The sequence below is a fragment of the Microcoleus sp. N3A4 genome (genome assembly GCF_036701805.1).
In the GTDB taxonomy this organism is placed as follows: domain Bacteria; phylum Cyanobacteriota; class Cyanobacteriia; order Cyanobacteriales; family Microcoleaceae; genus Microcoleus.
In genome coordinates this window covers 49,447-71,479 of record NZ_JAUBRJ010000018.1, presented here as the reverse complement: position 1 = coordinate 71,479, position 22,033 = coordinate 49,447, and the positions used below count along the sequence as shown (strand labels likewise).

At 44.5% G+C, this 22,033-nt stretch carries 21 protein-coding genes; 5 read left to right on the top strand and 16 right to left on the bottom strand.

Annotation, left to right across the window (positions count from 1 at the left end):
* The first annotated feature begins 326 nt into the window (after window positions 1–326).
* Window positions 327–2,306, top strand: a complete 1,980-nt coding sequence (locus tag QUA56_RS13155; protein WP_333358141.1) for a TerD family protein — start codon at window positions 327–329, stop codon at window positions 2,304–2,306.
* A gap of 12 nt (window positions 2,307–2,318) precedes the next feature.
* Here QUA56_RS13155 and hpsP read toward each other — a convergent pair whose 3' ends face one another.
* Window positions 2,319–3,542: a hormogonium polysaccharide biosynthesis glycosyltransferase HpsP gene (hpsP, locus tag QUA56_RS13150; RefSeq protein WP_333358138.1), complete on the bottom strand. Its 1,224-nt coding sequence runs from the start codon at window positions 3,540–3,542 to the stop codon at window positions 2,319–2,321.
* 12 nt (window positions 3,543–3,554) lie between these two features.
* Between hpsP and QUA56_RS13145 the strand changes: the two genes are divergently transcribed.
* Entirely contained in the window at window positions 3,555–4,886 is a 1,332-nt protein-coding gene (locus QUA56_RS13145) for an ATP-binding protein (protein WP_333358135.1), read from the top strand.
* Complete coding sequence (locus tag QUA56_RS13140; RefSeq protein ID WP_333358132.1) at window positions 4,879–5,511, top strand: RloB family protein; 633 nt, start codon at window positions 4,879–4,881, stop codon at window positions 5,509–5,511. The genes QUA56_RS13145 and QUA56_RS13140 overlap by 8 nt, the downstream gene beginning before the upstream one ends.
* A 137-nt stretch (window positions 5,512–5,648) precedes the next feature.
* Here QUA56_RS13140 and QUA56_RS13135 read toward each other — a convergent pair whose 3' ends face one another.
* From QUA56_RS13135 to hisH, 9 genes are all read right to left on the bottom strand, one after another.
* Window positions 5,649–6,032, bottom strand: a complete 384-nt coding sequence (locus QUA56_RS13135) for a hypothetical protein (RefSeq protein WP_333358129.1) — start codon at window positions 6,030–6,032, stop codon at window positions 5,649–5,651.
* A 47-nt stretch (window positions 6,033–6,079) separates the two neighbouring features.
* Window positions 6,080–6,259 (bottom strand): hypothetical protein, encoded by a 180-nt coding sequence (locus tag QUA56_RS13130; protein WP_333358127.1) that lies wholly within the window; start codon window positions 6,257–6,259, stop codon window positions 6,080–6,082.
* Window positions 6,256–6,603 carry a hypothetical protein gene (locus tag QUA56_RS13125; protein WP_333358124.1) on the bottom strand — a complete coding sequence of 116 codons (348 nt, stop codon included), beginning with the start codon at window positions 6,601–6,603 and terminating at the stop codon, window positions 6,256–6,258. Before QUA56_RS13125 ends, QUA56_RS13130 begins: the two co-directional genes overlap by 4 nt.
* Window positions 6,604–6,646: 43 nt before the next feature.
* The gene (gene hpsO / locus QUA56_RS13120; protein ID WP_333358121.1) at window positions 6,647–7,816 is read right to left on the bottom strand and encodes a hormogonium polysaccharide biosynthesis glycosyltransferase HpsO; all 1,170 of its coding nucleotides are present in this window, start codon (window positions 7,814–7,816) and stop codon (window positions 6,647–6,649) included.
* 37 nt (window positions 7,817–7,853) lie between these two features.
* A complete protein-coding gene (hpsN, locus tag QUA56_RS13115; protein ID WP_333358119.1) occupies window positions 7,854–8,828 on the bottom strand; it encodes a hormogonium polysaccharide biosynthesis glycosyltransferase HpsN in 975 nt (324 codons plus the stop codon).
* A gap of 18 nt (window positions 8,829–8,846) precedes the next feature.
* Entirely contained in the window at window positions 8,847–10,472 is a 1,626-nt protein-coding gene (locus QUA56_RS13110; protein ID WP_333358116.1) for a glycosyltransferase family 39 protein, read from the bottom strand.
* A 219-nt stretch (window positions 10,473–10,691) separates the two neighbouring features.
* The gene (gene glmM, locus QUA56_RS13105; RefSeq protein ID WP_333358113.1) at window positions 10,692–12,152 is read right to left on the bottom strand and encodes a phosphoglucosamine mutase; all 1,461 of its coding nucleotides are present in this window, start codon (window positions 12,150–12,152) and stop codon (window positions 10,692–10,694) included.
* Between the two features lie 256 nt (window positions 12,153–12,408).
* Window positions 12,409–12,951, bottom strand: coding sequence for a 16S rRNA (guanine(966)-N(2))-methyltransferase RsmD (gene rsmD / locus QUA56_RS13100; RefSeq protein WP_333358110.1), 543 nt, complete (start codon window positions 12,949–12,951; stop codon window positions 12,409–12,411).
* A gap of 661 nt (window positions 12,952–13,612) precedes the next feature.
* A complete protein-coding gene (gene hisH, locus QUA56_RS13095; RefSeq protein WP_333358106.1) occupies window positions 13,613–14,248 on the bottom strand; it encodes an imidazole glycerol phosphate synthase subunit HisH in 636 nt (211 codons plus the stop codon).
* Here hisH and QUA56_RS13090 point away from each other — a divergent pair.
* Window positions 14,238–14,816, top strand: a complete 579-nt coding sequence (locus QUA56_RS13090) for a pyroglutamyl-peptidase I family protein (RefSeq protein WP_445242904.1) — start codon at window positions 14,238–14,240, stop codon at window positions 14,814–14,816. The genes hisH and QUA56_RS13090 overlap by 11 nt on opposite strands.
* Before the next feature lie 220 nt (window positions 14,817–15,036).
* Here the strand turns inward: QUA56_RS13090 and QUA56_RS13085 are convergent, their stop codons facing one another.
* The 4 genes from QUA56_RS13085 to lgt form a co-directional block, all read right to left on the bottom strand.
* A complete protein-coding gene (locus QUA56_RS13085; RefSeq protein WP_333358104.1) occupies window positions 15,037–15,519 on the bottom strand; it encodes a flavin reductase family protein in 483 nt (160 codons plus the stop codon).
* Between the two features lie 152 nt (window positions 15,520–15,671).
* Window positions 15,672–16,508, bottom strand: coding sequence for a dienelactone hydrolase family protein (locus tag QUA56_RS13080; protein ID WP_333358101.1), 837 nt, complete (start codon window positions 16,506–16,508; stop codon window positions 15,672–15,674).
* Between the two features lie 109 nt (window positions 16,509–16,617).
* Complete coding sequence (cobM, locus tag QUA56_RS13075) at window positions 16,618–17,397, bottom strand: precorrin-4 C(11)-methyltransferase (RefSeq protein ID WP_333358098.1); 780 nt, start codon at window positions 17,395–17,397, stop codon at window positions 16,618–16,620.
* Window positions 17,398–17,517: 120 nt separating this feature from the next.
* Entirely contained in the window at window positions 17,518–18,411 is an 894-nt protein-coding gene (gene lgt / locus QUA56_RS13070; protein WP_333358095.1) for a prolipoprotein diacylglyceryl transferase, read from the bottom strand.
* A gap of 366 nt (window positions 18,412–18,777) precedes the next feature.
* On the opposite strand from lgt, the gene rlmN reads away from it, so the two are divergent.
* On the top strand, window positions 18,778–19,887 hold the full coding sequence (rlmN, locus tag QUA56_RS13065) for a 23S rRNA (adenine(2503)-C(2))-methyltransferase RlmN (protein ID WP_333358091.1): 1,110 nt from the start codon (window positions 18,778–18,780) through the stop codon (window positions 19,885–19,887).
* Between the two features lie 247 nt (window positions 19,888–20,134).
* On the opposite strand, the gene QUA56_RS13060 is transcribed toward rlmN, so the two are convergent.
* Together QUA56_RS13060 and purN are read right to left on the bottom strand one after the other, a co-directional pair.
* Window positions 20,135–21,244, bottom strand: a complete 1,110-nt coding sequence (locus QUA56_RS13060; protein ID WP_333358088.1) for a class I SAM-dependent methyltransferase — start codon at window positions 21,242–21,244, stop codon at window positions 20,135–20,137.
* The gene (gene purN, locus QUA56_RS13055) at window positions 21,237–21,911 is read right to left on the bottom strand and encodes a phosphoribosylglycinamide formyltransferase (RefSeq protein ID WP_333358085.1); all 675 of its coding nucleotides are present in this window, start codon (window positions 21,909–21,911) and stop codon (window positions 21,237–21,239) included. The genes QUA56_RS13060 and purN overlap by 8 nt, the downstream gene beginning before the upstream one ends.
* Window positions 21,912–22,033 lie beyond the last annotated feature (122 nt).

The window sequence follows — 22,033 nt, the reverse complement described above, 5'->3', positions numbered from 1 at the left end:
AGTTGGAGGTGAAGCCTGAACCGGAAGCGGAACAGTCTCGTCTGGAGCTTTTGGTAACTTTGTTACCTTGCTACCTAGTTTTGAAAATGCTCCAAACTAATGTCAAATTAAGTTCAATTGTAGAAACCGCTTGGGGCAGAAAGCCCGGTTTTCACTTAGGTAATTCTCTCTAAGTAAATCTCAATAAATTCAGATACAGGCAGCAGATATTTTTAATCAAGCCCGCGATTAGAGAAACTCTGTTAAATTTCATTAATTAAAGAACTTATTGTGCCACTTAATATTAAGATTAGGAGTATAAAATTTTAGGTTTAACAAATAAGCAGATGGCAATGCAATTAAGTAAGGGTGAGAGATTTAATATCTCTCAAGAAGCGCCCGGTTTAAAAAAATTGGCGATCGCCCTCGGTTGGCAGGTGACAGAGGCAGGACAAAGTTACGAGATTGATGTCTCTGCGTTTATGCTAGGTGCTGACGGCAAACTACCTAACGATAAATATTTTATCTTTTATAATAATCTGCAATCCTTTGACGGTTCGGTACTGCAATCGATTTCTGAGAAAAACAACCGAGGTCAAGAGAATAAGAGTATTTACGGCGTTATTTTAGATAAAATCAATCCTGAAATTGAGGAAGTGACTTTTGCTGTTACTATTCACGAAGCAGATAAAATCAAGGCAAATTTCAGCAATATCAAAAATGCTTTTATCAAAATTTCCAATTTGGATACAAAAAGCGAACTGGTTCGCTATGAATTAAAAGAGAATTTTGCGCGAGAGACTGCTGTAGAATTTGGTCGTTTGTATAAAAAGAATGGAGAGTGGAGATTTCAGGCGGTAGGAGAAGGATATCAGGCAGGATTGCAGAGTTTGGTTGACAAGTATTACAGCGGAAATAGCAATAATATTGCTTCCATTAGTAGGGAGTTGACAGCGGGAACAGCAGCAGATGATTTGCAGTTGCCTGCTTGGGATTTGGAGGTGGATTCAGAACCGGAAGCGGAACAGTCTCGTCAGACTCGAAGGGTACAGCCATCACGAATTAACAATCAAGTTAATAATTCGCGAAGCCGCAAAATACCCGCAGCTTTATTAGCAAGTTTAGGCGTTTTGATGTTGGGGACAGGTGCAGGGATGAGCGCCGTTATGCGATCGGGAAATGAAACGCTGAAGCAAGCGAACATACTGGCAGTTGAAACGCAGAATGCAGGGAAAGTCACCGATGTAAATCTGCTCAGAAGTTTTGATCGACGACTTAAAGAAACGATCGCCAATTTAGACAAAATTCCTAACTTCCCCGGCTTTGGGTATCAACAAGCTAGAGCAGATTTGCTGCAACTGCGCCCGAGTTTGGTTCCAGTAGCGCAAAATTTACAGGCTGCAGAAAGTCTAGAAAAAGCTCAACAATTGGCGATGGAAGCTGCTGTAGTTGTGCAAAAACCGCCTCATCCGATGGAAGTTTGGCATCAGTCGCAAAGTAAATGGCAACAGGCGATCGCACTTTTAGAAGCGATCGATTCACGTACACCTGTTTATAATTTAGCTCAAAATAAGTTATCTAATTACCGAGCCAATCGCGCTGTTATCGGTCAAAGAGTTGCGATCGCTCAAAAAGCTGCAAATTTCAGCAACCAAGGTTCTTTGAAAGTTCAAAAGGGAGATGTTCCGGGGGCGATCGCCAATTTTACTCAGGCTTTAGCGCTGAATCCGAACATACCTCAAGCTTACCTCGGATTGGGGATTGCTACTGGCCAACAGGGAAACAAGCAGCAGGCAATTTACAATTACGATCGAGCGCTGCAATTTAATCCTAACTTGGCAGAAGCTTATTTCGGTCGCGGTCAAGCATACTATGAATTGGGAAACAAGCAAAAGGCGATCGGGGATTACGAACAAGCTATTCGCGTTAATCCTAATTATGGTTTGGCTTATTTGGAACGAGGTGCTATTCGCTGTATGCTGGGAACAAAATCGCAAGCAGTATCAGATTTTCAACAAGCTGGAGAACTTTTCTCAAAGCAGGGAGACGGAAATAATTACCAATTAGCACAAAGCTTTATTAAAGATTGTCAAGAACCGAGTGTACAGGCTGCAATCTGCGATTATCGAAGGAACATAGACTCCTTCGGCAGACCCTGCGGTCGATCTGTTAATGTTCCGATTATAATTAGAAGAAAATCGGCGATCGCTACCTCAAGTTCGGGTTCTACTGATGTTAAAAGCAATAGCAGCCCCGAAAAAATAGCGCCGGAAAATTCTGATAGCAGCAGCACCAGAACTCGCAGCAGGAGAAGAAGTAAAAGGTAAACCGCTGTTGCATTAGTTAGTAGATGACAAAATCTGCTGGTAAGCATCGATGGTTTGTCGGGCGATCGCCTCCCAGTTATAATACTTTTCGGCATACTCTTTGCCGTTTAATCCCCGCCGCTGGCGCTCCTGTGGGTTCAGAAGTGCTGATTTGATTGAATTGGCGATCGCCCCTACTTCCAAAGGCCCCACCCAACCAGCCTCTGCTTGCTGTATGTCTTCCGCAATATGTATGCGATCGGAAATTACGACAGGTACACCGGCGGCCATCGCTTCCGCTACAGCAATGCCAAAGTTTTCGTAGTAGGAAGGCAATACAAATAAGTCGGCTTTTCTCAATAGTGCAACTTTTGGATCGCCACTAACAAAGCCAGTGATTGTTGTAGATTTTCCTAAACTTGAATTTTGGATTTTTTCTTGAATTTTTGTTTCATAACCTGCATCTTGCGGATTGGAACCTGCTAAAATAAAATGAAAATTCATGCCTTCTGCCAAAAGACTTTCCAGTGCGGGAATTAGCAAATCTAACCCTTTTTTGGGTTCGATCCGCGACATAAATAATATTATTGGTATTTCAGAATCCGGCAATATATCAGAATAAAAATCGGCCCTCACCCCCAATGGAATCACCAAATCTTGTGACACAGGCATCTTGCCTGTGTTATCTTGTGGCAAAAAATCTTGTGGCACGGGCATCTTGCCTGTCCCTCCCAAACCAAATCTTTCTGATATTTTAGCTTCTTGCTTGCTGGTGAAATGAATTGCTGCTGCACCTGCTAAATTAGGGCGTTCTAAAACTGCTGCATAAATCTGTTTTAAGCGCTTTTTTTTCTGCAAGTCTGCGGGGTCAAGCATACCGCAGGGACGGATAATATACGGTAAGTGGCGATATCTAGCAATTGTGGCGGCAAAGGTAGTTACTGGCGAGAATAAAGCGTGAATGTGGGCGAGGTCAAATTGTTGTGCATTTGCATTCAACCACTGCAATAACGAGAGAGAAAACTTATATCTACGAAACGGAGAACAGCGGAAATAAATAATCTGATAACCATTTTGTTGTATTGGTTGATTTAGAGTCACATCTAAGGGAATTTGACCGATATCTCCGTTAGAATCTGTGGTGATAATTGTGACATCGATGCCTTGGGAAGCGAGGGCCGCAGAAAGTCCGAGTACCATTTGACTTGGGCCGCCGTAGACGAGGGAAATTGAGGGGATAATTTGGAGAATTCGCATGGTTAGCACTTGGTGTTAGCTGAGGTAGCTGGTTGTGTTATCATAGAAAGAATTGCAAAATTTGCACGTTATACTAATTTAGGCGATCGGAGGCAAGTTATGCTGATTGGATTCAGCGTCGGCAACTACAAATCTTTTAAAGAAACTGTCACCCTCAGCATGGTAGCCTCGTCAATTAATGAGGAAGACAAAGAGCTGAACGAAAATAATGTATTCCCAATTAAGGATAAGTTAAGCTTACTCAAAAGTGCTGCTATTTATGGAGCTAACGCCAGTGGTAAGAGCAACCTTGTTGCTGCTATTAACTTTATGAAATGGTTTGTCCTCAACTCATCCAAAGAAACGCAAGTTTCAGACGCGATCGATATTGAAGCATTCAGGCTAAGTACGGAGACAGAAAAAGAGCCGTCTTTCTTTGAAATCGTTTTTCTACTAGAAGACAAAACTTTTAGGTACGGTTTTGAGGTGAACGCGCGGGAAGTTGTTTCTGAGTGGCTATTTCAAGCTGATAAAAGTGAAGAAAAAATGCTTTTTGAACGGGATTTTGATAATTATATATTAGATGATTTTCCAGAGGGACAAGGCATTAGGGATAAAACCAGAAGTAATGCTTTATTTCTTTCTGTTGTCGCACAATTTAATGGTAAAATTTCTGGTAAAATATTGCTGTGGTTCAGTAAAAATTTGCAATTGATATCAGGCTTGCAAGATACACAATACCGCGAGGAAACTTTAGAGTCTTTTGAGAACGATCGCCACAGACATGATATTATTGAATTTATCAAGAAATTAGACTTAGGGATTGCTGATATTCAAATCAAAAAGTATATTTCCCAGAAAACCGCTATGTTCGGTATATATGAAGTAGGCGTTAAAACAGTTCACCGGAAATATGATGCTGATGGGAAACAGACTGCTATAGAATTATTTGATATCGAAACGCACGAATCCGAGGGAACAAACAAACTGTTTGCATTAGCAGGCCTTCTTCTGGATACTTTCAGGACAGGAAAGATTTTATTAATTGATGAACTTGATGCCAGACTGCATCCGCTGATTACTCGCGAATTAATCTGCTTATTCAATTCTAACGAGACTAATCCGCACAACGCACAGCTTATATTCACGACACACGACACAAACTTGCTCAGCAGCAAGACTTTTCGTAAGGATCAAATATGGTTTACCGAAAAGAACAACAAGGGTGCTACTGATTTGTACTCTTTGGTAGAGTATAAAGTAGGAAAAAATGCCTCATTTGAGCGGGATTACCTGATCGGCAAGTATGGCGCTATCCCTTTTATTGGTAATTTTAAAGAACTAATAGGTGAACTTCATGAATAAAAAAAGTTCGTCTAAAAGAACAAATATTGATTACTACAATAGAAAGGTTAAAACTAGAAGATGGTTTTTAATCGTGTGCGAAGGTGAGAAAACAGAACCCAAATATTTTAAAAGTTTCCCGGTAGACACAAAGGTAATTAATCTAGATATTAAAGGAGAAGGAAAAAATACGAAGAGTTTAGTAGAAAAAGCTATTGAGTTAAAAAACAACTCAGAATCCGACGAAAAAGACCGATTTTGGTGCGTGTTCGATCGCGATAGAAACGATAAAAATCCTCACGACGCGCAAAATTTTAATACAGCTATAACTCTTGCCAAAACTAACGGCATTAAAGTAGCTTACTCCAATGATGCTTTTGAACTTTGGTATTTACTGCACTTCCATTTTTATAATACGGGAATTTCTCGCAAAGATTATCAAAATATGCTAACCAAGTTACTGGGACACAAGTATCAGAAAAACAGCGAGACAATTTATGAGGAACTAAAAGACAAACAGCAAGATGCAATTAAACACGCAAAACGGCTTTTACAGGAATACGATCGCCCCAATCCTGAAACTGACAATCCTTCAACAACAGTACATTTGCTAGTCGAAGAACTTAACAGTTTTATTCCTGATTGATGAGGAATTTTGGCAGTACATACATCTGATTATCAAAAGACCTCAGAAACCCGGTTTCTTCGTATATTTCTCGTGACTGGTCGCAAAACTCGTAGAAACCCGGTTTCTAGCCACCCCATGCGTAAGCCCTGCAACTTTCACTGCAATAGACCTCTTGCAAAAATAATTAGGACGGGCTCTTCGGCCCGTCCCACAAGAAAAAATAACTCTTGTGGGACGGGCCGAAGAGCCCGTCCCATCACTTGATGAAAGGATTTTTGCAAGAGGTCTAATAACGAGAGTGAAAACTTATATCTACGAAACGGAAAACAGCGGAAATAAATAATTTGATAGCCGTTTTGTTGTATTGGTTGATTTAGAGTCACATCTAAGGGAATTTGACCGATATCTCCGTTAGAATCTGTGGTGATAATTGTGACATCGATGCCTTGGGAAGCGAGGGCCGCAGAAAGTCCGAGTACCATTTGACTTGGGCCGCCGTAGACGAGGGAAATTGAGGGGATAATTTGGAGAATTCGCATGGGGACTCGTTCTTTAAATCAACAAACCAACATCTCCCATGACAAATTTAATTATCTGGAAAAGGCTGCCCCTCTAGCTGTTCCGCTTCCTCTCTCTTTGTTGCTGTAATTTGGGTATTGTGAGCCATTGTCTTGGAAAATTCATACATTTCACTGGCTTTTGCTTCCGCAGCTTTCACAATTTCAAGGATTTCCAGGAGTTGGCTTTCATCTGGTAATTGTTTCATGGCAATGCTTCTAATCTCTCAACTACTTTGTCTATCATAATTTTCGATTCGGGAGCCATATTTAGCAAGGCTGCTAAAGAATCTGCTGCTTTTTGAACATCTTCATCGGGCACACCAGCCATCAATATATTGCCCACAATGTGCTCTGCTTGTAAGCGAGTACCTGCTACGTTGAATTGAAAATTGGTGATGGAAGAAAAGTATTGCATCAGTATTTCATTCTGGGGAAAAAGAGACATTGCTCTTCTAAGTGCAAAAAGTCCCTGCGTTGCTTGGCGTTCGGTATCGTTTAGTACCTGGTAGAGTTCGTCAATCAAAGAGCGTATGTCGGAAGGAATAGACATTTACTACAGCTTTTATTTAACACTTGCATTATACTGCTAAAAATTACAACAATTCTTTGTAAAATTCCAACAACTGCTCAGCTAAAGCTTTATTGGTATAATTGCTCATCGCTCTATGATAACCCCGATCGCCCAAATCAGCAGCCAACTCCCGCCGCTCCATCAATTGCTGCAAACAATCTCGTAAAACCCCTGCATTTCCCTCGGGGAATACTAACCCCGCATCGCCGATGACGTGGGGAATTTCCCCGCAGTCGGAACCGATAACCGGAATGTGACAAGCCATCGCTTCGATTAAAACGTGACCGAATTGTTCTTTCCAGCCCACAGCGGTCAAAGTTTTGAATTTATAGCTGGTTTGCGAAGGCAATACCAAACAGTTCATTAAGTTAATGTAGGGGGGTATTTCCTCGTGCGAAACGCTTTCTACCCAAATTATTCGATCGCTGATTCCCCATTCAATACATTTTTCGGCGAGTTGCGTCCGCAATTTTCCTTGTCCTACTAACAGCCACTTCCAAGATAGTTTTTTTAACCCTGACAAGGCCTCAGCTAAAGTTAACAATCCTTTTTCTTCGACAAATCGCCCTACAAATCCTACCACAAAATCGGTCGGTTCAATGCCGAACCTGCGGGATAAATCAGCGTCTTTACCAGTGCGGCGAAACAAAGTTTCATCTACTCCGAGTTGTGGCATTACTTTCACCGCACCTTGATAGCCCCGCTGCTGCAAAATTTTAGCTCCATCTAGATTCCCTGCAATAATTCCGTCGGTGTGCTGAAGATTGTAATTTTCTAAGATTGAAACAGGCCACTTTAATTTATAAGGCAGATTCCACCAGGTAAATAATATATTTTTTGCTTTGAGTTTGAGCAGTTTATTTAAAAATATTAATTGCGCGCAAGCGAGGGATTTTGAACCTTGTTCAACTTGGATAATCTGCGGTCTAAATTTTTCTAAAATCTCAATTAAATCAGTACCAAATGTTAGCAATCCTTGATTGTTCTGGCTGTAATTGGAGACTGCGACTACTTTAAATGAGCCTTCTTGACAGAATTGTGTTTCTATAATTTTATTTTGTACGCCTCCGGGTTTCCAACGCTGCGGCACTACAAGTGTTACTTCAATTTCTGGTTCTAGGCTTGCTAATATCTTGAATTTTTCCCGATTTATGTCCACAATATAGGTGTGGCTGGCAACGAGGATTCTCATTTTTTATTCATTGGTAATTGGAAATTGGTAATAAAAATTATTTACCGTTAATGTTATCTTGACGGGTGTAAATTTGTCCGTCGTTCCATAGAGACTGAATTAATGTATTGAGGACACTCATAAAACCTAGGAGATAAAAACTCAATCGAACGATAATTTTAATGGGCGATCGGCTTTTATGGCAAGGCGGATTCCCCAAAACGTGGCAGTCAAAGAGTTTGGCAAAAAATCGCAGGCATTGAAAAGCTGTTAAATTTGTCAATCCCATTAGAAAGTGATTGTGATAAAATGTGACTTGATATTCGATCGATCGCGTACTGACATCGTGACATCCGCCGCTCTCTTCCCCAAAGTGAACTAAACACGCATTGGGATCGTACCAAATTTTCATGCCAGTCGATCGCAATCTCAAACAAAAATCCGACTCCTCCCGCACCGCACTCCCTACAAATCGCTCGTCAAACCTCAGCCCGCACTCGGCAAAAACCTGCCGGCGAAATGACATATTGCAGCCTCTAGCCGAGAGCACCTGCTGCGGTTTTACTGTATGCACCAAATCGATAAAATACCAGGCAATGCCCGCATCCATCGCTTCTGAGGGCAAATATTCGATCGCCAAATCGCCTCCAGAAAAATCCAATTTCATTCTGTCAAAAACCCTGCCCGCGACACATCCCACATCGGGTTTTTCTAAATAATTGCCAGCGTGAGCCGCCAAAAAACCATCTGGCAATTGTACATCATCATCAATAAATAAAATAATCTCTCCAACTGCGCGCCGCACTGCATAATTTCGAGCTCCCGGCAAACTCGCCCAATCTACTCGAAACCACCGAATTTTGCCAGCATTTGCCAATTCCTCTAAATAAACTTGAGTTTCTGATTCGTGGGTGCGAGTTTGATCGATTACCAGCACTTCAAAATTCGGGTAATTTTGCCGAATCACATCAGCCAATGTCTCTCGCAGAGGTTGCTCGCGGTTGTAGGTGGGTATCACAACAGAAATCATCATTTGCAGTTGCCACTTTCCTTATTTCTCTACACGCCAAAGCCAAACAGCGCCCGGCTGGTAAATTGGTGTGATTTTATATTTTTGCACTTTTTCTAGTTCAAATTGCAATGCTTCTGTAGCTCGGTATAGAAATACATCGCTAAAACCATCAGGAATTTTGACTTGTTCAGGTTTAACTGCTAGCAAAAGCTGTGTTTGCGGCTTCAGCAGATAGCTGACAGACAGTATTTTTCCTGTGATGTTGTTGCCTCCGTGAGTGATTACTAAAGGTTTTTGGGCTTGATTGACAATTGCGGCTACTTGGGGATTGTATTCAGTGCTAGAAGGATATTTGTTCCACCAAAGTTGCGACTGTAAGCTGACGGCACAAGAAACTATTCCACTCGATATTAGCACTATTAAACCGAGCTGCCACAGTTTTTGTTGTCTGGAATTGGTGGCGGCTGCAATTTTATCGGTAAATAGGTAGGCAACAGCTATCTGGATTGCTAAAATATAGGGAACCAGATAGCGATCGGCAACGCCTCCCACTGCTATCAATACTATCGCTGTAATTCCGATCGCTGTCAATACAAACAGCCAAACTCGTTTGGGAGTTGAGCGGCAGAGTGTGTATATTGAATGTACGATCGCTAACAGCAATAGGGCGGCGACAATCAGTCTGATTAAATTTGTAGCAATACCGCTCGAACACAATTTGATAATTCCGCCCGTCCAATGCGTGTCGATAAACATTCGGCAGGTGATGATGATTAAAGATTTAAGTGAAGATATGAAAGACAGGGAAAGGCGCGGCAAGCCTACTGTTGCTTCGATTTTTGGCGCGTTATAAAGTAATACCCAAATCCAAGGAGCAAAAATAATTATTGCTGCCGCTGAAGCTAGTAAATAAGCAACTAATGTCTTGCCAAAACGCCAATCTTCAGTTAAAATTACATAGATGCCGTGGGCGAATATTACTAAATAAAATAATAAACTAGAATACAGTCCTAAAGTCAGGGCGATCGCATAAATAAACCAAATAGCCTTGCTCAATTTAGATGTCGCGGGAGATTTTTGTAGGGCGATTGCCCGCAGCAGAATTGCATTCGACAACAAAACCAAGACTGCAAACATCATGTAGGGTCTTGCTTCTTGCGCGTACAAGACGTGAAAGGGTGAAACAGCGACGATTGTAACAGCCACCCATCCCACAGACGCAGAGCGAAATAATTCCCAGCACAGCCAATAAATGCTGGGAAAAACTAACAAACTAATCCAAGCTGAAAGACTTCTGACAGTCGCCACTTGCGGGTCGAACAACTGCACCCAAAATCTGGCTAAAATAAAATACAGCGGCGACAGTTGAGGTTCTTCTGTAGCTAAACCTTTAACAGTATCCAACCAACTTTTTTCGGGATTTATCTGCTGGTATTTCTGCTGCAAATCGGCGACGCAAATTATTTTTCCTTGAAAATCTTGCTGCACCATTTCCGTCCAAGTGTAGCCAGAAATTCGGAGCGAGGTGATAGATTCGTCGAAGGAGTAGACTTTGCGATCGAGGTCAGTAAAGCGAAAAAATATCCCCGTTATTAATATTACGACAATTAAAACTTTTAACGAAATTCGATGCAGCCGCCCATTTTGAATTGATTTACTCTTCATAAAATCAGAAATGGGAAAAGGGAGAAAGAAGGATTTAGTTATTTAGGAGAGAGGGAATAACCAAGAGGGAATAAAGAATGAGAAATTGGTTTCAATAGCCCCTATATTTATCTAGAGGCTTCTTCCTTCTTCCTTCTTCCTTCTTCCTTCTTCCCTCTTCCTTCTTCCTTCTTCCCTCTTCCTTCTCCGTTCTTCCTTCAGATTAATTTGCCATTTCCATCAAATAGCGATGTGTTGCCCAACGGCTAAAACTAAATTTTCTGTCCAGAAATTAGCCAATTCGGCGCTGACAGCTTCCACCATAACTCGGATCAGGGGTTCAGTGCCTGAAGCGCGAACCAAAACCCGTCCCTGTTCTCCCATTGCAGTTGTAGCACGATCGATCGCATTTTGCATTGCTTCGCACTCGTGCCATTTCAGGCGTTTTTCGCGATCTTCCACCCGAATATTTCGCAGCAACTGCGGATAAGTTTGGAAACTGCCACTTACCAATTGTGCCAAAGATTGCCCGGACTGGCGCACCAGCGAAGCCAGATGCAAAGCTGTTAGCAAACCGTCGCCGCTGATACCGTAATGCGGACAAAGAATGTGTCCAGACTGTTCGCCGCCCAACATCGCACCAGTGCGCTGCATTTCAGCGTGAACGTACTGATCTCCGACGTTGGTTCTAGTTAGTTTGCCGCCCAATTCTTCCCAAGCTCGCTCGAAGCCGAGGTTAGCCATTACAGTAGAAATAATTAAATTGGACGGTAACTGTTCGGAGTCGCGCAACTGCCGACCCCACAGATAAAGAATGTAATCGCCGTCAATCGATCGACCTTGGTTGTCAACACCCAAAACTCGATCGGCATCGCCGTCAAAAGCAAATCCCAAATCAGCATTGTGTTCCAAAACCGCCGCTTGCAAACTGTCAAGATGAGTAGAACCGCAGTTAACATTAATACGAGATCCATCAGGAGAGTCGTGCAAACAGATCACCTCCGCCCCCATTTGTGCGAACACCGCCGGCGCCAAACCCGCAGCCGCCCCCCAAGCCAAATCCAAAACTATCCGCATTCCCTCCAAATTCATCTGTTGCAGCGAATCACAGAGCGAAGTGGCATAATCTTTCACCAACTCAGACCGATGGTAGTGCTGCCCCCAACCCAAGCTAGCAACCGGAACCTTTGCCCCCCGGATTCCCGCTTCGATTTGTTCCTGCAACTGCTGCGACAGCTTCGAGCCGTTTGAGCCGAAAAACTTAAGGCCGTTGTCTTCTGGGGGATTGTGAGAAGCCGAAATCATCACTCCGCCGACCGACTCCGAAACGCTTGCCAGATAAGCAACGCAGGGAGTGGGACACAATCCCAAATTCCACACTTCCAAACCGGCGGCCGTCAAACCCGCTGACAGTGCCATTGCCAGCATATCGCTGGAATTCCTGCTGTCTTGCCCCAAAATCACAGGCCCCTGGTTGGGGGAATGTTGCCGTAGAACTTGTCCAGCCCAGAAGCCCACTTGCAGGGCTAGGGGTGCATTCAGCAATTCTCCAACTTTCCCGCGAATGCCGTCTGTGCCGAAGAGTTTGGTATTGGGCAGGGGGAGGCTATCTCCCAGCAGAATCGTATCGCGTTTGACTGGCTGTACCGAGTTAGCAGCCGGAAACTCGCTGCCACGAGGGCGCGAAGGTGTCTGAACCATATTCACTCCTTTAGGAATATTCACACTCACACTTTGGGTTCATGTTACAACTGAAAGTCTTTATTTTCAGCCTAAACTCCATTTATTTCGTCAATTGCTGAGGCAACTTGCTCTGACAACCTACGCACAAAGCTTAACTTCATCGGAAAAATTTGTATTGTATCCAAGGGAAAAACTTTGAGTCCCGGGCGCGCCAACGCCATGAAACCCGGTTTCTTTCTGCCTCCAGGCTTGACGCTGCTGCTGTTTGAGCCTCTCAGGCACTGCGTGTGTAGAAGGTTAATGCTGTATTGCCGTATACTTTCTGGCGGCAAATTTCTAGGCCGGAAATTGGTTGTGCCGATCGCTCCGGGCTGTGTTCGACGGCCATTTCGCCGTTTGGTGCTAGCATTTCTTGGCTGGCGATCGCGTTTAACACAGGTTCGTACAAGTCGCTGGCGTAGGGCGGATCGAAGTAAATGCGATCGAACTGCTGCCCCGCTAGTGCCGCCAATTTCGCCGTCGCGTTTCCCCGCAATATTTGGAAGGTTTGGGATGAGTCTGCTACTTGCTCCCAGTTTTGGCGGATAATCGCACAAGCTTTCGCCGACTGTTCGATGCCAGTGACACTCGCGGCTTGCCGACACAAAGCTTCTGCACCCATCGAACCACTGCCGGTACAAATGTCAAGCCATCTGCAATTTGCGATCGTCCCTTGCCAAATATTAAATAAAGCTTCTCTGACTCGCGAAGGTGTAGGGCGAGTTGCGAGTCCCGGCAGGGTTTTTATTTGGCGATTGCCATAGATTCTTAAAGTCATTTAGGAACAAGGAAGAAGGAAGAACACTTTTAAAAATGTTAGGACTAAGGCCAAGTGTCACAAATAAGGGTGAAATTTGAGGTATGTAGTTGCGCTTCAGCGCTCTTAGATTAGGAAAGAGCCATGTTAGGACTAAGGCCAAGTGTCACAAAGAAAGGTTAAATTTGAGGTATGTAGTTGCGCTTTAGCGCTCTTAGATTAGGAAAGAGCCATGTTAGGACTAAGACCAAGTGTCACAAATAAGGGTGAAATTTGAGGTATGTAGTTGCGCTTTAGCGCTCTTAGATTAGGAAAGAGCCATGTTAGGACTAAGGCCAAGTGTCACAAATAAGGGTGAAATTTGAGGTATGTAGTTGCGCTTTAGCGCTCTTAGATTAGGAAAGAGCGCTGAAGCGCAACTACATACCTTTTAATAAAGAGCGCTGAAGCGCAACTACATACCTTTTAATAAAGAGCGCTGAAGCGCAACTACATACCTTTTAATTCGGAATTATATCCGATCGAGTTCTGTAGATACCGTAGTAGGGTGCGGCTCCATCAATCATCTACTTGGGAAGGTTGAAAATCTCACAGCGACGCACCATACCAGGACGATGCAACCGAATTTGATCTCAAACCCGGTTTCGGCAATCTACCGGGTTTTTTTTAAGACTCATGCCACCTAAGCGGCGACTTTTTCCCTCACCAGACTGACAAAATTTGACAGCATTTGCAATCCCGTACTCGACGACTTTTCCGGGTGAAATTGCACGGCCATCAGATTGTCTTTAGCTATAGCCGCCGTCACGTTTTGACTGCCGTGAGTCACAATTGCCGATCGCACTTCCAAATCCACCGGATCGACATAATAAGAATGCACGAAATAAACCCAAGGATCGGACGGTAAATTTTGCCACAGCGGCAAATTCTGCTGAGTCAATTCCAATTGATTCCATCCCATGTGCGGAATTGTCAAACCCGGTTCCGATCGAAATCGGCGCACTTTTCCCGCAATAACGCCCAATCCCGGTTCTACGCCTTCTTCGGAACTTTCAAACAGAATTTGCAAACCCAAACAAATGCCTAAAAAAGGTTTCCCCGAGGCGATCGCACTTTTTATCGGTTCTATCAAATTGCGCGATCGTAAATTCTGCATTGCCGGGTCAAACGAACCAACTCCCGGCAAAACCACCGCATCAGCCTGCTCGATTATAGCAGGAGAATCTGTAATTTTTGGCACTGCACCCACATTTTCCAAGCCTTTACAGACCGAGTGCAGATTGCCCATGCCATAGTCTATTACTGCAATGACAGACATTGACTTACTTGCCTTATATTATCAATATCAGTATTATTGCACAAATATGACGGCGAAAATCCTGCTAACCTCATTTGATACTTGGCTTCCCCATCAGCAATCCAACTCTTCGGACGACTTATTAGCTAAGATTTCCCAAATCAAATCTTTGCCTGATTCCCTGACTTTTTTGAGGAAACTGCCAGTAGATTTTCAGCTAGCACCGAATTTGGCGATCGCCCAAATCAACCAAATCCAACCCGACACTATTATCTGCTGCGGCATGGCCGAAAGCCGGCAAAAATTAACCGTAGAATCCTGCGCTTGCTGCGATAGCGACATTCTGAAAACAGCAGTTAATCTCGAACCGCTAGTCGCTGATTTAGCTGCAACAGAAATCAGTCACGAAGCAGGAAAATTTGTATGCGAATCCCTATATTATGCGGTTTTAAAACATATTTGCGATTCTCAAACAGCCGCTCAATGTATTTTCGTCCACGTACCAATTTTAACTACCGAAAACACTGACAAGATTGTCGCCGATTTTGTATTAATTATGCACCGCTTAACTCTCGCAGCTCATAAATAATATCAAATCCGGTAGCATCGGAATTATGAGTGCGAGCGTCTCGCTCGCGATCTGTAGCCGCGAGCGAGACGCTCGCACTGCTATCATCCAAATATATGATTCCGATGCAACCGGAAATGATATAAGTCGCTATAATCTGACATCTGGCACAATTCTCAAGAACAGGCAAGATGCCTGTTCCACAAAGAGTTTTTACTGACAATTGCCAATTGCCAACTTTCTAACCGCCGTAATTCCAACCGGTGCTTTCTAGCAGCAACGGATTGCCTTCTCGGTGGACGCCGGCGGCCAAAACTTCTCCCACATAAACCGTGTGATCCCCGTGTTCCACAGCACCGACAACTTTGCACTCGATGTAACCCAGAGAATCCGAGATAATCGGACAACCAGTTTCCGCGCCGGGATAAAATTCTACATCCTCAAATTTATTGCCAACGCGGCGCTGCTGTTTGAAGAATTTCTGGGCTAACTCTTTCTGTCCTGCTTCTAGGAAACTCAAAGCAAAGACACCGCTGGCTTTGATCATGCTGTGGGATTTGGAGTCTTGCTTGACGCAGTTGACAACTAAGGGAGGGGTAAAGGAAGATTGCATCACCCAGCTAGCGGTGAAACCGTTGACTTCCTCCCCGTCTTTGACACCGCAGATGTACAATCCGTGAGGGATTTTCCGCAAGATGGTCTTTTTAGCTTGTTCGTCTAGCACGGGCTTACCTGTTCGATCGATAATTCTACACCGCTCAGTTTACCAATGTCGGACCCACAAACCCACCTGTCTTAAGGGCTATTCGCTAATATTGCCTTTTTCGTTCCCAAACTTGACACCAGTTTTAAGTGAAAATTAACAACTCAAAACTATTATGAAACTCCATACTTTTTAAACCAATCTTGCATCCGTTTCCAACCATCCTCAGCTTCTTTTTTCCGGTAACTGGGGCGATAGTCGGCGTTAAAAGCGTGCGGCGCATCTGGATAAAGCACAATTTCGGAACCGCTGCTACCAGTTTTGAGAACTTCCCGCATTTTCTCGACGGTATCGTTGGGAATTGACTCGTCTTTGCCACCGTAAAGCCCCAATACAGGCACTTTCAAACTTGCTGCAAGGTCGATCGGCTGTTTGGGAGTTAAAGCCGTAGAAGCGGCAACCAAACGCCCGTACCAAGCCACTCCAGCTTTGACTTTTGGGTTGTGAGAAGAGTACAGCCAAACAATTCTGCCACCCCAGCAAAATCCTGTAATTCCCAACTTATTAATATTGCCTTTTCCTGACTTTTGTGCCCACTCTACGGTAGCATCTAAATCGGACATCACTTGAGCGTCGGGAACTTTCGAGACAACTTTACTCCTAATTTCTTGAACCTCGGTGATTTTAGAAACATCACCTTGACGGGCAAACATTTCTGGGGCGATCGCTAAATAACCTAATTTAGCAAAACGGCGGCAAATATCTTGAATGTGGGCGTGAACTCCGAAGATTTCTTGAATTACTAAAATTACTGGAAAATTGCTGCCGCTGGCTGGCATTGCTCTGTAGGCTGGAATTGAGCCGTCTTTCACGGGAATTTTTACCTCACCTGCTATTAAACCAGCAGCATCGGTATTGATAACGGCAGCCGCAATAGGATGAACTGCTAAGGCAAATCCGGCGCTTAATGCGGTGACAATGATAAATTGTCTGCGAGTTAAGTCTTTCATTTGTTTATTGGTTATTGGTTATTGGTTATTGGTTATTAGTTTTTATTCTGTAGGTTGGGTTGAGGAACGAAACCCAACGGACAACTGCCAACGGACAACTGCCTGCTGACTACTGACGGAAAAGCCGATCGTGCTCTGGATGGTACAAGCGCGATCGCCCTTCTGCTGATTTTCCCAACGCCGGACTAATAACATACATTGTCGTTCTGATCAAATTATTTTCGCGCGTAGCAACGGCCATTTTGTCAAGGGGAACTAGCACAATTTTTTCATCCGGCCAGCCCAACCGATAACAAATCGCTACAGGCAAATCAGATGGGTAATGTTCCATCAATTTAGCTTGAGCCTGTTCGACATGGCGGGCGCTCAAATACAGGCACAAACTCGCTTGATGAGCCGCTAAACTCGCCAATTCTTCGCGTTCCGGTACTTCGGTTCTGCCGCTAATTCGCGTCAAAATAATTGTCTGCACTAATCCGGGAACTGTCAACTCAATTTTAAGTTTAGCCGCCGCAAGTTGGAAAGCGCTAATTCCCGGGATTACCTCAAAAGCAATTCCCTCGGAGGCCAAAGCTTGCATTTGTTCGCCGACAGCCCCGTAGAGACAGGGATCGCCGGAATGGAGGCGGACGACGCTTTTTCCGTCGCGCACTCGTTCCACCATCAAAGGTACAATCTCTTCGAGGGTCTTATCCGCAGTTTGGATAACTTCAGCATCCGCGCGTACCCCCTGCAAAATTTGCTCTGGGACTAGCGAATCAGCAAATAATATGACATCAGCAGCAGCCAGTAATTTTTGAGCCTTAACGGTCAACAAATCCGGGTCTCCCGGGCCTGCACCTACAATGTATACACCTGGAATTAGGGATTCAATCTCTGTCAAACTCATTGCGGCTAAAAAATTTTCTAAATTTACGGGCGCTTCCGGATGCACCTATTTTGGTTGGAAGTAAGGGATGGTAGATGCACCCTGGTTTTAAACCCTAGAGACTAACCTCTCTGGGGTTTTTTATTTATCCTCTGGGAATTTTTGAGCGATCTTTGCCCGATCGCTATTGGGGGAGACAACATCGGGCAAAGGTCGATCGAGCGCATAAAGCCAAGTCAACCCGCCTAACCCTAAAACAATCCCAGTCAAGCTTACCATCTGTGCAGCCCGCAGCGGCCCAAACATCAAACTGTCAGTTCGCAACCCTTCAATCCAGACTCTACCGGAACTGTAAGCTGCGATGTAAACCAAAAATAAAGCACCGGTTTTCAAGCGAATTTTGCCCTGCAAATCGCGGAAAAACAAAGTCAGAAGCAACCCAAATACTGTCAAATTCCACAGGGATTCGTAGAGAAATGTGGGGTGGAAGTATTCAAAATTAGCATAAGCGGGCGGGCGGCTGTTTGGGGGAATATAGAGTTTCCAAGGCAAATCCGTAGGACTGCCAAAAGCTTCGGAGTTAAAGAAATTTCCCCAGCGTCCCATCGCCTGACCGAGAATTGCCGAAGGCGCGATTAAATCTGCCAATTGCCAAAAAGAAACTCGCTGGATTTTCGCAAAAATTAAAGCTGCGATCGTGCCACCCAAAATCGCACCGTGAATGGCAATTCCGCCTTTCCAAATCGCAATAATATCTTCAGGCCTCTGGGCGTATTGCTGCCACTCGAAAGCCACGTAATAAATTCGAGCGCAGGGAATAGCGCCCAGAACCAGCCAAATTGCCAAATCGCCCAGCAATTCCGGGTTGACGCGGCGCTTTTGGGCCAAGTATTGGGACAGACTCACCCCAATCAAGACGGCAGAAGCTATCAACAGCCCGTACCAGCGGATGGCTAGGGGGCCGAGTTGAAAGATAATCGGGCCCGGCGATGTAAATTGAAACCCCAAGGGTAGCGCAAGAATATTTAGCACCATAAAAGTTGCATTAATTGTGGTAGAAAGCTGTCAAATTTGCACACCCTTTAACAAACTACAGAGTTTATTTTAGGTGGCGGCGGTCATTTACACGCAATATTTGGGGAATTTTACCAAAAATTAACTGGATTCTTGATTTTGCAGATTGCTGTCTGGAGTTTTTTTTGTGAGTCCACAATAAGAGCCCCCTAACCCCCCTTTTTTTAGGGGGGAACCGGATTATTCTTAAACTTGCCCTTATTAAGGGATTTAGCCGGATCGAGTTTCCGCCTTCTGCTTTCTGCATAAGTGCCTTCTGGAGGATTAACGGCCGCTTTGGTCGATAAGTTTTAATATAGAGGGTAGCTTTAAATTTTCTGATGACTTATGTCTCCTACTTCCGTTTCTCAGGTGTACTCTTCTGGTAATTCCAGGGGTGCGAATCAGTCTCGCAAGACTGCTGCTTTGGCTGTTGAGTCTGGTAAAATTCCGCCTTTGCTGGGGGCGAGTTTAGCTGAGTTAACGGAGTGGGTGCAGCAGCAGGGACAACCGGCTTATCGGGGAAAGCAGTTGTACCAGTGGATTTATGAGAAAGGTGCGCGATCGATCTCTGACATTTCTGTATTCTCGAAACAGTGGCGCGAGACTGTTGCTAAAATTCCGATCGGGCGATCGACCATTCACTATCGATCGGTCGCACCAGACGCCACGGTAAAGTATCTCTTAAAATTGGCAGACGGTCAAATCATTGAAACAGTAGGCATTCCCACCGAAAAACGGCTGACTGTGTGCGTCTCAGCCCAAGTTGGCTGCGCGATGGGCTGCGACTTTTGCGCTACCGGAAAAGGCGGTTTCAAGCGCAATTTAGAAGTAAACGAAATCGTCGATCAAGTCTTGACTGTACAGCAAGATTTCGGCCGCCGAGTCAGCCACATCGTATTTATGGGAATGGGCGAACCCCTGCTGAATTTCGATAATGTTGTAGCTGCTGTCAAGTGTTTGAATCAAGACGTAGGAATTGGACAGCGAAACATCACCATTTCCACAGTAGGAATTCGCAATCGCATCAGCCAATTAGCCGAACATCAACTGCAAGTTACCCTCGCCGTCAGCCTCCACGCTTCCAATCAAAGATTGCGCGAAGAGTTAATTCCTAGCGCCCGCCCTTATGTTTTGGGTGAGTTAATCGCAGAATGTCGGGAATATGTGCGATCGACTGGGCGCAGATTGAGTTTTGAATACGTACTTTTAGCAGGTGTGAATGACTTGCCGGAACACGCAGCCGAGTTAGCAACTCACTTGCGCGGTTTTCAGTGTCACGTTAATTTGATTCCTTACAATCCGATTCAGGAAGCTGAATATAAGCGACCGACTCCCAATCGAATTAACAGTTTCGTTTCGGTTTTGAAGGAAAAGAAAATTGCAGTTAGCGTCCGGTATTCTCGCGGCTTAGAAGCAGATGCCGCCTGCGGACAATTGCGGGCATCCGAGGTGTAAGTTTAGGTTTTTCAATGCGAAAAATTATCGTAGGGTGCGTCAGATTGCATGATTTTATCAAAAATCAACCAGCTACGATCTGACGCACCCTACTACTAGCCGTAGGGTGCGTCAGATTGCGTGATTTTATCAAAAATCAACCAGCTACGATCTGACGCACCCTACTACTAAAAATTGCTGTAGGGTGCGTCAGATTGCGTGATTTTATCAAAAATCAATCAGCTACGATCTGACGCACCCTACTACTTTACAAGCGTTTAACAAGTATCCACCGCAACTCTAACGGCGGTGTTTGTTGCACGGGAAATAAATCGCGCCCGCTGGCCCAACTGACAAACCAAGGTGTCGGCGGCCACGCAGAGTCAGGCAAATGTTTTTGTTCGTATTCAATTACAGATTCATCAGAAATAATTTCTAACGGCAAACCCTCTATTGCTGCTTGCAATTCTGGTCTGGTAATCAGATAAGACCAAGATAATTCAGACATTTGTTTTGCCATCTCGTCGGGTTCGTACCCATCAACTGCTAAGAAAGCACTGAATAAGATAAACCCGCCACTTAACACGGCATCGGACATTTTGCCGAGGAAAAGACGCACTTGTTCGGGGTAGCGGAAATGAGAGAGAACTTCGGTAGCAATGGCTAATTTGTACCGATAAGTTTTCATCCTCAATAATGGGTCTAAAACGTCGCCTTGGGTGACATTTACCGGTAAGTTTTCGGCGGTGGCTGCAGATGATAGTTTCTCGGCAAATATGGGTGTTAGTTCGATCGCATCTACGGAATGACCTAACCTTGCTAAAGGCAGACTATTGCGCCCAGGGCCCGCACCGACATCTAAAATAGGTGCTTTTCCCGGTTCGCCTAATTCGGCGGCAGTGGCGATAACTTTGGCATCGGGATGGCTGCCGAATAAAGGTTCGGGGCGAATATCCGGCCAGGTATGATATTTCTGGGCCATCGATTCGACTTGAATCTTGGTATTCATAGTAATGCCGCCGGCTAAACCTGTTTGGGAATTCGCGGGAAAGTATGAGACTATTAGATTAGCGTGGGGGGAATGTTTGAATCCTTCTACTAAGGCGTTGGCGATTAATGTTCGCAAGTTTTCGGTTTGGGCAGCGTCGATGTTTTGCCCGAGAATGTTTAAGAAGTCTGACAGTAATTTTAGATAGTCGTCTAGCATCGATGGCAAGCAAGGCAGATAGAATTCTCCGTTGATGCCGATGCTCTTTTTGAGCCTTTCTTTGAGAATTAATTTCAGGCGATTCGAGTCTATCAGCGGCGGGCCTGTTTCGGGTGATTCGCTGACGGGCAATTCGGGGATAGATGCGGCACTGGTGAGGTTTTTAGTCACAATATTTTTGATTGGATTCGGCAATAAGTGCGATCGCACCGAGCATAATCTTGTGCTCTTGCACCTGAATTCTCGCGTGCAGCGTTTCTGCGGTATCATCAGGCAATACCGGCACCGCAGCCTGCATTAAAATCGGCCCGCTGTCAACTTCTAAACGGGCGATATGCACCGTACATCCGGTGATTTTAACCTTAGCTGCCAGTGCTTGCTCGACGGCGCGAATTCCTGGGAAACTCGGCAGTAAGCTGGGGTGAATGTTAATAACGCGATCGGCAAAAGCATCGAGCAAAACTTTGGTAACGATCCGCATCCAACCCGCCATCACCACCCATTCTACATCATATTCTTGGAAAGTTTTGACAATTTTTGTATCTAATTCTTCGCGGCTTTTGCAGTCGCGGTGATTGAGAAGAATCGCGGGAATACCGTATTTTTCGGCTCTGGCTGCGGCTTTGGCTTCGGGGTTGTTGTAAATTAATACTGGGATTGTAGCATTGAGTTCTTGGTTTTGGATGGCTTGGGCAATTACCTCGAAGTTGCTGCCGCTTCCTGATGCTAGAATTCCTAGTTTTAAGGGCTTACTAAGAGAAACATTTTTTTCGACTTTGGCGGTAGGAATTGGGGGAACAATCAAACAATCTCTGGAATTGGTATTTGCTGTTATCATAAAATTTTTACCTTCATATCACAATAGTCCGAACAGTTTTCAATTCGTAGCCTGAAACACTTTATTTTCCGTTCGTAGCTCGATTATCGAATCGCCTTGAAACCCTTATTCTGTGGTTGGTA